The sequence below is a fragment of the Bartonella sp. TS25HLJMH genome, assembly GCF_042193505.1.
Taxonomy (GTDB): domain Bacteria; phylum Pseudomonadota; class Alphaproteobacteria; order Rhizobiales; family Rhizobiaceae; genus Bartonella; species Bartonella grahamii.
In genome coordinates this window covers 21,903-37,511 of record NZ_JBHILV010000003.1, presented here as the reverse complement: position 1 = coordinate 37,511, position 15,609 = coordinate 21,903, and the positions used below count along the sequence as shown (strand labels likewise).

Sequence of the window (15,609 nt, the reverse complement as noted above, 5' to 3'; positions counted from 1 at the left end):
TAAAATAAGCCATAAAGCCTCTCCATCAAATTATATAAGACTTTTTGTATGCCATCATTTTTATACTTCATAAAAGTACAAAACGACATCATCATATGCAACCCTAAGGCTTCAACAAGTCTTGCATTTGAAATACGTTAAATGAATATTTTTATTCTTTTCTCAATAATTTTTTATCCACACACCAACCCTGCTTGTAATGTGAAAACGAATGATTTGAAATAAGAAAATCTTACGTATTAAGTCCTCTTATTTGCATGAAGAAACCATTAATTATCATTATAAATCAATGTATTATTGTTATATATTAGATAATTTTTCTTCTTTCATTACACTAACTTTATGAGGATATATAGTTCCCTTTGTATTGATGTATTTTTACCTTTGTGCACGCAATTGCAATGCGAGATTGGGTTGATCTGTCGTAATATAATGTACAGGCATGTCAAGCCAATGTGATAACCGAGCTTTTCCATTAATTGTCCATACCCCTACAGTAAAACCAGCCTCAAGAGCTGATTCAATAAAGTCCTGTGAAACAATAGAGCCATCTAAACTTAGATCAGAATAACCTAATTGCTTCCATTCAGAAAAATGAAGGTACATATCACCTTCAAAATTATCAACACATGGACCAGATGGTATTCCCGCTTCAATAAAAGGACGAAGGATCAAAGGATCAAAACTAATTGCAGAAACCCGTTCTGATAAATTTCGGCTTTTTATTAGCGCAAGCGCTTTTTGGGATAATATTGTTTCACGCTCCACTTCACCACATGTCTTGATTTCAAGATGCAATGCGATATTCGTTGGTGCTAAAAGATCAAGCACCTCTTCTAATAAGGGAGGTGCTTCTTGGCTTCCTTTTACGCAGAGTTGTTTGCGTGTTTCATTATCAATGTCGTGGATATACCCATTTTTTCCAACCAATTGGTCTAGACGGAAGTCGTGAAAGACAACCACTTCACCACTTCTCAGCAAATGGACGTCGCACTCAACTTCATCAACACCTAACGCTATAGCATTATTAAATGCCGAAAGAGTATTTTCAGGATAAAGATGAGCTCCACCACGGTGTGCAACAATTTTTTTCTCAGACATGCAAAATTCCACACTTCTCAATTTTAAACGATATTAGCGTACAGATTGCCAGATAAAGGCTTATATCATATGAAAATACACAATCATTTTTAAATGATTTTTTCTACACTTTTCGAATATCAAACCCTCAGTCATATTTTATTCTTAAAAAGACTTATTCTTCATTTTAATTATTCCCATTCAATAGTACTAGGAGGCTTTGAGGTTACATCATATACAACACGATTAATCCCTCTAACTTCGTTAATAATACGTGCTGCCGTCTTACCTAAAAACGCCATATCATAGGGATAAAAATCAGCAGTCATTCCATCTACAGATGTGACGGCACGAAGAGCACAAACAAATTCATAAGTGCGACCATCCCCCATCACGCCAACAGTTTGAACAGGAAGAAGAACAGCAAAAGCTTGCCAAATTTCGTCATAAAGACCGGCTTTACGGATTTCCTCAAGATAGATAGCATCTGCTTCACGTAAAATTTCTAATTTTTCACGGGTCACAGTACCTGGACAGCGAATTGCAAGACCTGGACCTGGAAAGGGATGGCGACCAATAAACTGCTCTGGTAATCCTAACTCTCGCCCTAGCAAGCGAACCTCATCCTTAAAGAGCTCACGCAACGGTTCTACAAGTTGCATATTCATCTGTTCTGGCAGCCCACCCACATTATGATGGCTTTTAATGGTTACCGTTTTACCAATAGCAGACACACTCTCAATAACATCTGGATAAAGTGTTCCTTGTGCTAAAAACTCTGCACCTCCTATTTTTTTAGTTTCTTCTTCAAAAACTTCAATAAAAAGGCGACCAATCGTTTTGCGCTTTTTTTCTGGATCTGTCTCACCCTCTAAAGCATTAAGAAATATATCGGCAGCATTAACGTGAATAAGCTCTATATTATAATGATCACGAAAGAGCGTGAGAACTTCTTCAGCTTCATTCTTGCGCATCAGCCCATGGTCTACCAGAATGCATGTCAGTTGATCTCCTATGGCTTCATGAAGGAGTACCGCTACAACAGATGAATCTACCCCCCCTGAAAGACCACAAATCACACGACTTTTCCCAACTTTTTGTCGTATCGTAGCAATTGCCTGCTCACGATAAGAAGCCATTGACCAACCACCTTTAATAGCAGAGATTTTATGAATAAAGTTTTGCAAAAGTTTTGTACCATCTGGTGTATGGATAACTTCAGGATGAAACTGTACTGCATAAAAATGTCTTTTTTCATCAGCAATAGCCGCATAAGGAGCTCCGTTTGAGGTCCCTATGACACGAAAACCTTCTGGTAAAGCTGCCACACGGTCACCATGGCTCATCCATACTTGATAACGAGAACCTTTTTCCCACACTCCATCAAAAAGAGCACTCTCTTCTTGCACTTCTAAAAAAGCACGCCCAAATTCACGCTCATGTCCAGCTTCAACCTTTCCTCCAAGCTGAACACACATGACTTGTTCCCCATAGCAAATACCCAGAATCGGAATACCCGCCTCAAAAATTTCCATTGGAGCACGCGGAGAGCCCTCATCAATAACGGAATAAGGACTCCCTGATAAAATAATAGCTTTAGGATTTATGCGTCGCACAGCTTCTAAAGCCAATTGAAAAGGAGCAATTTCACAATATACCCCCATTGCTCGTACCCGTCGTGCAATAAGTTGTGTAACTTGTGAACCAAAGTCAATAATAAGAACAGTGTCTGGATGTGATATGCTCATAGAAAACCAATCAACAATTGTAAAAGAAAACTCATGAGAGTTATGATTCAATCTTTCTCTTTTCACAAGCCTGTTTTCTTAAGAAAAAGATTATTCTCGTAAAATTTATGATAAAAAATGCAAAAATATGGATCAATGTTTTTTTTGCAACACAGATAAAAAGAACCCATCTGTTTGTGTTGTGGCCGGCGACAAAGTAAGTCCATAATTTGAAAAAACTGGTTGCACAGGAGAAAAACTAAAATGTTTCTGCCAAAGCGCTGGCATATCTATTGGAGCAAAATGAGAATGTTGTTGAAGGAAACGGGAAATTTGTTCCTCATTTTCATCTGTAAAAAGAGAACAGGTAATATAGACTAGGCGCCCATTTGGCTTAAGATAAGCTATCGCTTCATTCAAAATAGCCCTCTGTTCTGTTTGGCGTTGTTTCACCTGTTCTAATGTTAAACGCCATTTCGCATCTGGACGACGACGCCATGTTCCTGTCCCACTACATGGTGCATCTAGTAGAACTCTATCCATCTGACCTGTTAATGGTTTTAATTCTTCTCTTTGCACTCGTGTTTGTACATTACGAACACCAGCGCGTCGAAGACGATCAAAAATAGGAGCCAAACGAGCTTTGTCCGAATCATAAGCATAAATTTGCCCACGATTGTTCATATCGGAAGCTAAAGCTAATGTTTTACCCCCAGCACCTGCGCAATAATCTAATACCTGCATGTTTTCTTGCGCTTCCACAAGGTGAGCAACAATTTGAGATCCTAAATCCTGTATTTCAAAGTGTCCTTTTTGAAAAGCTGGTTCCACTTGAACATTAGGATGACGGTTAAACTTTTCAATCGGTGCAATTCTTAAAGCTTGCCCAAACCATGGCAAAGATTTAAGTTTGGTTTTTGCTAATTCTTTCAACACCTTTTCTGGTGTTGCCTTTAGGTTATTTACCCGTAGGTCTAAAGAAGGACGCGTTGCTAACGCAGCCGCTTCAGTGATCCAATTATCACCAAATAAAGGACGCAGATGCGCTTGACACCATTGCGGAATATCACCACGAATATAGTCTGGAGCATCCACTAATTGCTGACCTTGCCACGATTTACGCTGTTTAGCTCCTAATAACTGCGGCGCAAACCGATCTTCTGCCAACTCACCGTCAATTTGCTCCAGCGTCATTTTTCCAGAATCTAATAAGGCACCAAAAACGATATCTCGGATATCATCACTCTCCATACGCCATTGTAAAGAATAGCGTCGTCTTAAAACATCATAAACGATTGTACCAATAGCTGCGCGATCACCTGCTCCAGCAAAACGATGAGAAAGACCCCAATCCTTTAAAGCTTCTCCTACTGGGCGATGCTTCATTTCTATCTCTTTGAGAACATCTATTGCTGCTTGCAAACGCCCACCTAATCGCATTCATTTCTCCCATTAAAATAATAAAATTTTAAATCATCTAAAAAAATAATATTATCTTCTTCTTGCCAATAAAACCTTCTCAAAGCCATTAAAAATTTACATTCAACATTAAAATGATCTGATCATACTTTTTATAAGATCCAATATTAGAGTATCTAGATTTTTCCTTTCATCTTCTGCCCATTCACTTTTTTATCCCTCTACCTCTTATACTAAAAGATACGCAGTTATCCATAAAGAACTTATTTCCGCCATGAATTACGAAAAAAATAAACTCTTTAAATAAAATTTATGAGGATTATCTGAATAACAGAAAAAATCAAATATCTCCCATCTTTTATGGCTATCCTTCTGAAAAAATAGAAAAAATCTTCTCATAAAATTAAGCAAGTTTATCTTACGTTCACCAAAAAATTAACTTTTTAGAAAATGCTTGGAACCACTATTTGGCATGACCGTTTTTACTCTACTGGCAACTGCCAGACAATTTAAAAGGAGAAAATAATGACTTATAATAATGAAAAAACAACTTCATCTAAAAGCCGTCATAACACAATGCCCTCAAACAACGGAAAGAAATCCGTCCAAAGTGATCAGACAAACACTCGCCAACGTGCGTCAAAGACAGGACGGAAGACTACAAAAAGTTAATTCTAATTTTATATAACTTATTTCATATAGTCTTAACAGAAAGAGTTAGAGTTTTGACCTCTAATTCTTTCCTTTTTGGGATTATTACACCAAATCACAAACAGAAAAAAGTGCAGTCTCTTTTTCTTGTTCTCGGAAGATTTTATATTTATGCGATATGACATTATGCTCTTATATCTTTAAACTGGCCCACGATAGTTGGGACTCTCCCGTGTAATAGAAACATCATGCGTATGACTTTCATGAAGTCCCGCATTCGTAATACGTACAAACGTTGCTTTTTCACGAAACTCTACGAGATCTTTTGCTCCAACATACCCCATTGAAGCACGGAGTCCACCAGCAAGCTGATGTAGAACTGATGCTATAGGACCTTTATACGCCACCTGCCCCTCCACACCTTCAGGAACCAACTTAAGTTCATCACGAACATCATCTTGAAAATAGCGATCTGCCGATCCTCGTGCCATAGCACCAACAGATCCCATACCACGATAGGCTTTAAAAGATCGACCTTGATAAAGATAAACTTCACCAGGACTTTCTTCTGTACCTGCTAAAAGAGATCCAATCATCGCTGCACAAGCCCCACCAGCTAAAGCTTTAGCAAAATCACCTGATGCTTTGATTCCACCATCTGCAATGATGGGAATGCCCGCTTTTTCAGCAACTTCTGCAGCATTCATAATGGCTGCCAGTTGAGGAACACCGACACCAGCAACAATACGCGTTGTGCAAATAGAGCCAGGACCAATACCAACTTTTACAGCATCTGCACCACTATCAATCAATGCCTGCGTTGCTTGAGCAGTCGCTACGTTCCCAGCAATAACAGCTGGAGAGGAAGCCATCTTTTTAATTCGTTCAACAGTTTCTAGCACATGTTGAGAATGTCCATGCGCTGTATCAATGACCAACACATCAACACCCGCGTCTATGAGGCGTTCAGCACGCTCAATCCCTCCATTCCCAACACTACTGGCCGCTGCAGCACGCAAGCGCCCTTGAGAATCTTTAGCAGCATTTGGATTTAATTTTGCTTTTTCAATATCCTTAACTGTTATCAGTCCGACACAACGATTTTGTTCATCCACAACTAATAATTTTTCAATACGATGATGATGTAAAAGATATTTTGCTTCATTAAGTTGGACATTTTCACGCACTGTGATCAAATTTTCATGCGTCATTAATTCATAAATTTTTTGTTTTGGATCCGATGCGAAACGGACATCTCTATTGGTCAAAATGCCAACAAGTCGTCCCGCTGTTTCACCTTTAACACTATTTTCAACAACCGGAATACCTGAAATGCCATGAGAGCGCATCAAAGATTTCGCTTCTTCAAGTGTTGCATCTGGTCCAATTGTGACTGGATTAACAACCATACCAGATTCAAACTTTTTTACTTGTCTGACTTCTTCTGCCTGCTCTGCAGGAGACATATTACGATGAATAACCCCAAGACCTCCAGCTTGAGCCATAGCAATTGCCAAACGCGATTCTGTTACCGTATCCATTGCAGCAGAAAGCAATGGCAAATTGAGCTTAATATCCGCTGCAATGCGCGTACTGAGATCCACTTGACTAGGCATAACAAGAGAATGACCGGGCTGTAAAAGTACATCATCAAAAGTCAGTGCCAATGCACCTGTCCCCGTTTCAACAATCTTTGCCATAGCAAAATTCCTTTTATAATAAAACACCGCAAGGAGCTTTAAAATACAACTGCGGTTCTCATACATTGTAGATTGGCAAAAAATTATGCCATGCTACAAACAAAATGAAAAGAAAAATAAATATTTTTTTAAGTGTGGTTTATAAAAATTTACAATTGTGATTCAATAGGTAACCAACTTATTATTTTTGCAAATGCGCGACGCCAAAAATTGCTTTCTGGCTCATGGTCAATGCTATATTTTTTTTCATTTTCAATAAAATCCCAATAAATACGATTATTATTACCAAGACGCAGATGATAGCTCATTTCCCCTGTGGTTTCTTCAGAAAACAACAAATCTAATCTTGCTGTAATGGGAGCACATTCAAAAAGAATGCCCATTTCTGTATTTAATGATGCTGATCTGGGATCAAAATTTAAAGATCCAATAAAAGCTGTTTTACGATCAATTAAAAAAGCTTTGGCATGTAAACTTGCCTTACTCGATCGAAACAACCGTAACCCATGGGTGTTGCCCTCCGCTTTTAATTCATAAAGCTTAACACCACTTTTCAACAACGCCTTACGATACGATACATAACCACCATGCACCAATGCTACATCAGTAGCTGCTAAAGAATTCGTCAGAATTTTGACATCAACACCCTTTGAAACCAAATTACTAAAATTCTGCGTTCCAACCTTACCAGGAACAAAATAAGGTGACGTAATCTGAACCGTTTTTTGGGCATTTCCAATAACCTTTGAAAGTGCCTTCATAAGCCAATTGCTTGCTTTTTTACGCAATGCTTTTTCTGGAGGGTCAGAAAGAACAACAACTTTGTCTGCTAAAAATAACCGCCTTCCTGTTTGAATAAAACAATCAAAATTAATGTGCTCTTTGACATAATCTAAATAAACTTTTGCAACCTTGGAATCCCGAAATTTTTGTAATTTATCCCTCCAATAGCTAAGATCACTTGCGCTTTTAGGAACAACCAAAGTATGAATTGGCAAAACAACAGCACTATTCCAAAAATCATCAAAAATACTTTCCACTTTTTTAACAGAGGGTCCGATTAACATCAAATCTAAATCTCGAAAATGGGATTCTTCACCAGCATCAAAATAAGAATCTGCAAGATTACGTCCTCCTACAAAAGCGATCCTACCATCAACAATAAAAGCTTTATTATGCATTCTACGTGTAACAGTAATCGCCCGTAATATAATCTCTAAACCACGGCGTAATCCACCTTTACGCGATCGTCCTGGATTAAACACTCTCACCTCGATATGAGGATGTTTATCTAGCGCAATATAAGCTGGATCACGTGCTTGAGCGTTAATATCATCCAAAAGAAGCCGTACCCGAACACCCCGATCCGCTGCCTTAACTATTTCACTTAATAATAGACGCCCTGTTAAATCATCATCCCAAATATAATACATCAGATCAAGGCTACGCCCAGCCTCTGCAGCTCCTATTGCACGAACACAAAACGCATCCAAATTGCTGATAATGAGGGAAAGGGCATCTTTATCAATCCCCAATCCATTTTCTTCCTCAGCTAATTGACTAATGATACGATCAAGCTTAGTTTCATCTTTCTGAATAGGTAGCGCATAAGAACATTGCCCCCTAGCATTTTTCATAAAACGCCCATAGGTGTAGATTGCCAACATAGATGCAATAAAAAAAAAGAGGACAAAACCAATAACAATATGTAAAAGAGTCAAAGAGGACAAACTTTCTATTTTAAGCTATCGCATCATCAGTAATGCAAACAATAATAACAATCACTTTATCTTAACCGTGTAGCAGATAAAATGCCACCTCTTGCTTAAGAGAGTATAAATTTAATATTGATGATACAAAAATTTTAGCGGTAGTATTTAAAAGTTTTTAAAAATGCCTCTCTGCTTTAATAAATGTAAACTCAACTAAAATTGTATAAACTGAAAAAGACGATTAAAATAGTTACATAAAATTTATATTTGATTTAAATCTACAAAATCATCCTCTATAGATAAATTTTACAATAAATGATTGTTTTCTTAAGCCCCCCCCCCACGGACTTTATCAAAATCCACTCTATTTTTTTTGAAACTCATACTTGTCATGAAGAGAGATTTGTTATGAATTTTACTTTCGTTCTTGATTTCTTATTGCTCGCAATTCTTCCATTTTTCTATAAAGTGTAGAGCGACCAATATGAAGGCGGCGCGCAATCTCACTCATATGTCCTTTATAATGTTTAACCGCTTTCTCGATAATATCATGTTCCATCTCTGCAAAAGTACGCACATGCCCATCAGTATTCAAAAATTTTATAGATTCTTGTTCATTATCTTCTTGCATATTATCCTCAATGATATTGGGAACATTCATTAATGGATTTCCCATTAATTGCGGAAAATCTCGAACAGTTAATAACGGTCCTTCACTGAGTAAAATCGCACGAAATAAAAAGTTTTCAAGCTCATTTCTATTGCCAGGCCAATCATACTGCATAAGCAAGGAAAGAGCAGATCCTGCTAGACCATGGACATGTGACCGCCCTGTTTCGGTGATAATGCGATCAATCAAACGTTGTGTGATCTCTGGAAAATCATCCCTTAATTCTCGTAAAGCAGGGACGCTAATAGACAAGTGAGAAAATTGTTCAAACAAACTATGCAAAAAAAAGTTCTCTTTAACCAAATCCTTTAAACGCGATGTTGAAATAGCAATGATCCGAAAAGGGAAAAACTCTCCTTTTGTATCCCTTTCCCTTTCTTTAAGGTAATGAGCAAACCGTTTTTGCTGTATGGGCTCAAGTCGATCAATATCACAAAGGCAAAGTGTCCCTTTTTCAAGAGAAGAAACCAATGGTAGGAATTCTTTAAACCACTGCTGATTTTCTTCTTCTGGATCAACGATGGCTGAACATTGAAAGCGAATAAAAACACCTTCTGAGAATAATCCCTCATGATGAATAATCCGAGCTAATGTCTCACGTCCTGTTCCAACTTCCCCCTCTATCAAAAGATTCTGTAAAGAAGTTGCTGCTTGTCTCGATTGTTCTAACACTACCTGCATAGCTCTACTTTTTATGCAAAGATCAGAAAACCGTAAATGATTCTCTTTTTTTCGCCGAATATCTCGAACTTCATGCTCCAAGGCAGAAATAAGAGCAAGAATATCCAAAGTAACCCTTACGCGTAATAATGTTACTGGGTGAATCCAATAATCAATAGCTCCGGCTGTTAAAGCTTTCTGGAGTAAATCCTGATTCTCTTGTTGTGCTATAACGACAATAGGAACAGAAACACCAGCAACTCTAATCATTTTAATCAAATCGCTCACACTCAAATCACTCATAACGACATCAAGGAGTGCAAGTACAATGTTTTTACGCCTGTGTAAAAGATCAATTGTACGGAGACCATTTTCTGCTTCAATGACACGATAACCAAAACCTCGTAGCATAGCAGAAAGTTCTATACGTCTTCCATAATCTTCACTCGCAACAAGAATGGGACCAACCATAATGTCAATAATCTCCTTTGAGACTACTCAGCAGCTTAATATAAAAATTGTTGTAAACCATAAGAAATATTTCACCTCTTGTGTTTCACTTACGAACTTCATCAAGCTGTTAATTAAATACAACATTAAGGCATTTTTTTCCATTTTTTTGCTTTTTCATTGATTTTCATCAAATTTTTCATATTGACTCATGGGGTAATTTAATAATGTTATAAAAACTAGAGAGCAAAATAATCTAAATAGAGTGCAATAAATGAAACATACCTATCATATTTTATGTCTTACAATTACCACCTTGCTGTTAAGTGCCTGTAGCTTTTCGCAATACTATAACTCAAATATGCCAACTGGAATTGATGGAAAATGGGTTGATGAGAATGGTATTATTTCTTCTTTCCATAATGGTGTTTTTGAAACACGTGCAGCAGATACAGAAGAAAAACTATCAGAAGGGGTATATAATTATCTCAATGCCCAAAATATAGAAATTGAAATACGCTCTATTCTCCGTGGAACAATTTCTAGAGTCAATTGTACAGTGTCATATGACACCACACAACTTCTCTGCACCTCACATACAGGAGCACAGTTTTTCCTTAAGCGAAAATCTTAGACAAAGTACAAGGGAAGCCTCTCTTAAGAACAGAGGAAGCACATACATTAAGCAGGAGGTGACCCTTTCTCCTCCTGATAGAAAATCTTCTCTAAAATACGCAAAGAAACTGATATAATCTTTACTTTGAAAATTTTATAAACATTATGAAATGCGTAAAATAATCATTTTCTTCCACAAAATATCAGTAAAGCCACCTTACAATAAAATTATTACTTTGTATCATTCAATCTATTTTAACCTAAATAACATTTTATTTGATAGGGAACTTTAATCTAAGCAGCGCCAATGCGCAAAAGATCATGAAAATGAACAATTCCTATCGGTTTTTTATCTTCAACCACGAAAAATGCACCAATATGATGATCATTAATAAAAGCTGTTGCTGCACCAACAAGTGTATTTGGTTTTACAACTTTAGGAGCTTTGGTCATCACCTCGTCAACATTAAATTTTGATAAATTAAAATGAATGTTACGTGCAAGATCGCCATCAGTTACAATTCCGATTAGTTCACCTTCTTGATTCACAACACCAACACAACCAAAATGCTTTTCCACCAAAACATTCATCGCTTCAGTCATAGATGCTCCCTGCATAACCAAAGGAATATTATCACCCTCATGCATAATATCACACACGTATTTAAGGCTTGCACCAAGAGAACCACCAGGATGATATATTTTGAAATCCGTTGCAGTAAAACCACGCATTTCTAAAAGAGCAACCGCTAATGCATCTCCCATTGCCAATTGCATAATTGTTGAAGTGGTAGGAGCTAAACCATGGGGACAAGCCTCTTCTATCTTTGGTAATAATAAAACAATATCAGCTTGTCGTCCTAATACAGAGTACTCACTTGATGTCATCGCAATAAGGGGGATACGAAAACGCGCCGCATAACTCATAATACCACTTAACTCTTGAGTTTCACCAGACCATGATAAAGCAAGAATAACATTATCAGATCCAATCATACCAAGATCACCATGGTTGGCTTCTGCAGCGTGAACAAAAAAGGCGGGCGTTCCAGTTGAAGCTAAGGTTGCTGCAATTTTTGTCCCTATATGACCACTTTTCCCAAGACCAGTAATGACCACATGTCCACGAGCATTTCTAATAGTTTGAACAGCCGCTTCAACAGAAGAAGAAAGGGTTCCCAGAAGAGATTTTTCAAGAGCTTCAAGCCCCTGCTTTTCACTGGTAAGTGTTTTAAGTGCTGATGCAACTGCACCTTGCAAAGCCATATGAGGAGACGGTATTATCATAATCAAATTCGATCAATGAAATTAAATGAGAGATCTATATCATTTCTCAATATTAATGGTTTCCAGTAAATTTTTCAATGAGGCAGAAACATGGCTGTGCATATCAGCGCGTGCCAAAGAAAATGCAACGTTGGCTTCAATGAAACCAGCTTTAGAACCGCAATCAAAAGTGCGCCCTTCTACTTGCAAACCCCAAAAATCTTGCTCATTTGAAAGCCGTATCATAGCATCTGTTAATTGAATTTCATTTCCTGTTCCTCGTTCTTGAGTGGAAAGAATATTAAAAATTTCTGGCTGCAAAATATAACGTCCATTGATGTACAAATTTGATGGTGCCGTTCCTAACACTGGTTTCTCTACCATTTTTGTGATTTTAAAACCATTTGCAATCTGTTTACCTTTGCCAACTATACCGTATTTATGTGCTTCTTCAAGATCGCATTCCTGAACAGCAATAATATTTCCCCCACCCACCTTTTCATAAAGACTAATCATCTCAGAAAGACATCCCTTTTTGGCTTGAATCAGCATATCGGGTAATAACAAAGCAAAAGGTTCCCCTGCAACTAATTCACGTGCACACCAAAGAGCATGCCCTAATCCCAAAGGTTGCTGTTGCCGAGTAAAAGAAGTTGACCCTGGTAATGGCTGTAAACGGTATAAATGTGCAAGATCTTCTTTCTTTCCACATTCAGCCAGTGTCGTGTATAATTCAACTTGCGCATCAAAATAATCCTCAATGACTGCTTTGTTACGTCCAGTCACAAAAATAAAATGCTCAATACCAGCCTCCCTCGCCTCATCCACAACATATTGAATAACAGGTTTATCAACAACTGTTAGCATTTCCTTAGGAATTGTTTTTGTCGCAGGAAGAAAACGCGTACCAAGACCTGCTACTGGAAATACAGCTTTCCGGATTTTACGCACACTCACCCTCCTCGATGAATTCATATATTTTTTGTTTTATTTAACATATGTTTTTACGAAATGGTAAAAAAGATATCTTATTGTTTTGATTATCATTATAATGGACAATCAAAAATGTAAAAGAGAATATGAGAATTTATTGCAAGTATTAAAACGAATTATTTATTTCAGTTTTCTCCTCTTCTTGATCATATTATCGATTAAACTAAATACAAAATAAAGTTATTGCAATAAAGTTATTGCACATCTAATAAATTGAATATTAATGGGGATTTCAAAATGCAAAAAACAGAATTGAAGACTTTCTCTTTTTTAGAGAAGTCAATAACTTGGAGAATTCTTCTCACTGGCTCTGCCGTTATTTTTTCTGCTTTTTTAATGTTTTTTGTATCCCTTTCATATGCGGATAGCGGATTTAAACACTGGATTAAAGAATTTAAAAAAATAGCTATTGCTCACAATATTACCTCTTCTACGTTTCATATGGCATTTAAAGGTGTTAATGCTATTGATCCAAAAGTTCTAAAAAGCGCCGCATACCAACCGGAATTTGTTGCTCCTTCATGGAACTATTTCGATAATCGTGTCCATGATATTGCAATTGTAGAAGGACGGCGCCAAACTCAAAAATGGAACAAATGGCTTCTTCAAATTGAAAAACGTTTTGGTGTTGACCGCAATATTCTGCTTGCTATTTGGTCAATGGAAAGCAACTATGGGAAAGTTTTAGCCAATAAAAGTGTAATGCGTGATACCATTCGCTCTCTTGCAACTCTAGCTTATGCTGATAAAAAACGTGCAAAATATGCATATACACAACTGATTGCTGCTATGAAAATTCTACAAAGTGGCGAAATTAAACGCTCTCAACTCACTGGATCTTGGGCTGGTGCATTGGGGCATACACAATTTATTCCAAGCAGTTATCTCGCCTATGCAGTTGATATGGACCAAGATGGACGGCGTGATATCTGGAACTCTGTTCCAGATGCTCTGGCTACTGCTGCTAACCTTCTCCACAAAAATGGCTGGCAACCTAATCTTATTTGGGGAGTAGAGGTAAAAGTGCCGCAGGGGAAAAACCTTCCTGTAGGGTGGTATTCCTTTGAACAATGGAAAAAATTAGGTGTAAAACACGCAAATGGGCATCCTCTTCCTACATTAACTGAACAAGCAATATTAAAATATCCAGATGGAGCAAAAGGACCTATATTTTTAGTCACAAAAAACTTCTTTGTTCTGAAACATTATAATAATGCAGATCGTTATGCGTTTGCTGTTGCTCTTCTTGCTGATCGCATCGCTGGGTATCCTGGATTGGTGCATGATTGGCAAAGACCTTTTCGACCTCTTACTTTCCAAGAATGCAAAGAACTGCAATCTCGCTTAATAGCACTGGGCTATTATAAAGGGAATATTGATGGAAAAATCGGAACAGCCTCTCGCAAAGCAATTAAAGCCTTTCAACTACGTCACGGTCTAAAAGCAAATGGATATCCATCATCTCAAGTGCTTTTTCTCCTTCGCAAACAATAATGGAGACTTGGATTTTGTCTTCTGTTCGCCTGATATACTTGACATTATTGCTATTTTCACTTTCCATTGTGGGGATCATACAGCCATCCCCAAGTAAAGCAACGAACTTCTTCAAATGGTTATCACAACATAACAAACAGACGCAACAACCACCGCAAATTATCGAACAAAAAATAGACAAGCCGCAAAAAAAGATCGTAACCCCAAAAAACATACAAAAGCTAAAAAATGAGAATGCAAAGCGCATTCTTGTCATAGGGGATTTTACAGCTTCTGCTGTTGCCGATGCACTTAAGAAGTTTTTTATAAATAACAGCGATATCGTTATCATGAACAACACAATGCCAGCTTCCGGTTTAGTTCGAACGGATTATTATTCTTGGCAAAGTAATATTTCTAAACTCATTGATCAAAATAACCCCGATGTTATTATCATGATGATCGGTGCAAATGATAATCAACCAATCACAGACCCTTATAGCACAATTAACACAGATCAATCAGAATGGATGCACATCTACAAACAAAGAATTATCGAAATTGCTGAAAGTCTTCATGCCTCTAGAAAATCATGGCTATGGATAAGTCAACCTGCCTTTAGAAATGACCTTTTGACACAAAAAATGAAAATTTTTAATGCGCTCTATAAACAAGAAACAGAAAAAGCAGGAGGATATTTCCTCGATATCTGGAGCGGCTTTAGTGATGAAGAAGGAAATTTTTCTTTTTCAGGCTATGATATTAATGGAAAAATAACCAAATTACGCACCAATAATGGCATGCATTTCACCTCTGAAGGAAAGAAAAAACTTGCCTCTTATTTAGAAAAACCATTGAAAAATATTTTAAATTTTTATGCCTTTTCTCATGAAAATCCTTACTCAACCGATCAAGCTATTCAAAAACTTATACAAGAATCAGAGAATAAAGAGCGGAGTAATATTATGCGTCAGCCTCCAATGAGCCTCGATGATATGGCACAACAAAACACTCACCTTTTAGGCAAAAGAAAGTCAAGTTTTATAAAAAAATCATGGTTTCCACCAAATGGGCATCAAAAAGATCGAGCTGATAATTTTTCTTTCCCATAATGTCTCTTTAAAATACAAAATCTAATTTTCTCCATAAACAAGCGAATAAGATAAAAAACTCTGTTTACAGAGCTATAATGA

The 15,609-nt window shown here is 37.2% G+C and carries 12 protein-coding genes; 4 read left to right on the top strand and 8 right to left on the bottom strand.

Features of this window, described 5'->3' with window-relative positions; genetic code table 11:
* Nucleotides 1-378: 378 nt before the first annotated feature.
* The 3 genes from ACFINF_RS02325 to ACFINF_RS02315 form a co-directional block, all read right to left on the bottom strand.
* Nucleotides 379-1,101 carry a glycerophosphodiester phosphodiesterase gene (locus tag ACFINF_RS02325; RefSeq protein ID WP_375619503.1) on the bottom strand — a complete coding sequence of 241 codons (723 nt, stop codon included), beginning with the start codon at nucleotides 1,099-1,101 and terminating at the stop codon, nucleotides 379-381.
* A gap of 170 nt (nucleotides 1,102-1,271) precedes the next feature.
* Nucleotides 1,272-2,828, bottom strand: a complete 1,557-nt coding sequence (guaA, locus tag ACFINF_RS02320; protein ID WP_208438601.1) for a glutamine-hydrolyzing GMP synthase — start codon at nucleotides 2,826-2,828, stop codon at nucleotides 1,272-1,274.
* Between the two features lie 132 nt (nucleotides 2,829-2,960).
* Nucleotides 2,961-4,247, bottom strand: coding sequence for an RsmB/NOP family class I SAM-dependent RNA methyltransferase (locus ACFINF_RS02315; RefSeq protein WP_375619502.1), 1,287 nt, complete (start codon nucleotides 4,245-4,247; stop codon nucleotides 2,961-2,963).
* A 504-nt stretch (nucleotides 4,248-4,751) separates the two neighbouring features.
* Here ACFINF_RS02315 and ACFINF_RS02310 point away from each other — a divergent pair.
* Entirely contained in the window at nucleotides 4,752-4,898 is a 147-nt protein-coding gene (locus ACFINF_RS02310; protein ID WP_169728634.1) for a hypothetical protein, read from the top strand.
* A 179-nt stretch (nucleotides 4,899-5,077) separates the two neighbouring features.
* On the opposite strand, the gene guaB is transcribed toward ACFINF_RS02310, so the two are convergent.
* The 3 genes from guaB to ACFINF_RS02295 all read right to left on the bottom strand — a co-directional run bounded on the left by guaB (nucleotide 5,078) and on the right by ACFINF_RS02295 (nucleotide 10,090).
* Nucleotides 5,078-6,577, bottom strand: a complete 1,500-nt coding sequence (gene guaB, locus ACFINF_RS02305; protein WP_012754596.1) for an IMP dehydrogenase — start codon at nucleotides 6,575-6,577, stop codon at nucleotides 5,078-5,080.
* 149 nt (nucleotides 6,578-6,726) lie between these two features.
* The gene (locus tag ACFINF_RS02300; protein ID WP_375619501.1) at nucleotides 6,727-8,298 is read right to left on the bottom strand and encodes a phospholipase D family protein; all 1,572 of its coding nucleotides are present in this window, start codon (nucleotides 8,296-8,298) and stop codon (nucleotides 6,727-6,729) included.
* 406 nt (nucleotides 8,299-8,704) lie between these two features.
* Nucleotides 8,705-10,090 (bottom strand): sigma-54-dependent transcriptional regulator, encoded by a 1,386-nt coding sequence (locus ACFINF_RS02295; RefSeq protein ID WP_375619500.1) that lies wholly within the window; start codon nucleotides 10,088-10,090, stop codon nucleotides 8,705-8,707.
* A gap of 253 nt (nucleotides 10,091-10,343) precedes the next feature.
* Here ACFINF_RS02295 and ACFINF_RS02290 point away from each other — a divergent pair, with 253 nt between their 5' ends.
* Nucleotides 10,344-10,703 carry a hypothetical protein gene (locus ACFINF_RS02290; protein ID WP_375619499.1) on the top strand — a complete coding sequence of 120 codons (360 nt, stop codon included), beginning with the start codon at nucleotides 10,344-10,346 and terminating at the stop codon, nucleotides 10,701-10,703.
* 275 nt (nucleotides 10,704-10,978) lie between these two features.
* Here the strand turns inward: ACFINF_RS02290 and ACFINF_RS02285 are convergent, their stop codons facing one another.
* Together ACFINF_RS02285 and ACFINF_RS02280 are read right to left on the bottom strand one after the other, a co-directional pair.
* Nucleotides 10,979-11,971, bottom strand: a complete 993-nt coding sequence (locus ACFINF_RS02285) for an SIS domain-containing protein (RefSeq protein WP_375619498.1) — start codon at nucleotides 11,969-11,971, stop codon at nucleotides 10,979-10,981.
* Between the two features lie 39 nt (nucleotides 11,972-12,010).
* Nucleotides 12,011-12,901 carry a UTP--glucose-1-phosphate uridylyltransferase gene (locus ACFINF_RS02280; RefSeq protein ID WP_375619497.1) on the bottom strand — a complete coding sequence of 297 codons (891 nt, stop codon included), beginning with the start codon at nucleotides 12,899-12,901 and terminating at the stop codon, nucleotides 12,011-12,013.
* A 279-nt stretch (nucleotides 12,902-13,180) separates the two neighbouring features.
* On the opposite strand from ACFINF_RS02280, the gene ACFINF_RS02275 reads away from it, so the two are divergent.
* Together ACFINF_RS02275 and ACFINF_RS02270 are read left to right on the top strand one after the other, a co-directional pair.
* Nucleotides 13,181-14,437 (top strand): lytic murein transglycosylase, encoded by a 1,257-nt coding sequence (locus ACFINF_RS02275; RefSeq protein WP_375619496.1) that lies wholly within the window; start codon nucleotides 13,181-13,183, stop codon nucleotides 14,435-14,437.
* 14 nt (nucleotides 14,438-14,451) lie between these two features.
* Complete coding sequence (locus tag ACFINF_RS02270) at nucleotides 14,452-15,528, top strand: SGNH family hydrolase (RefSeq protein ID WP_375619495.1); 1,077 nt, start codon at nucleotides 14,452-14,454, stop codon at nucleotides 15,526-15,528.
* The last annotated feature ends 81 nt before the right edge of the window (nucleotides 15,529-15,609 follow it).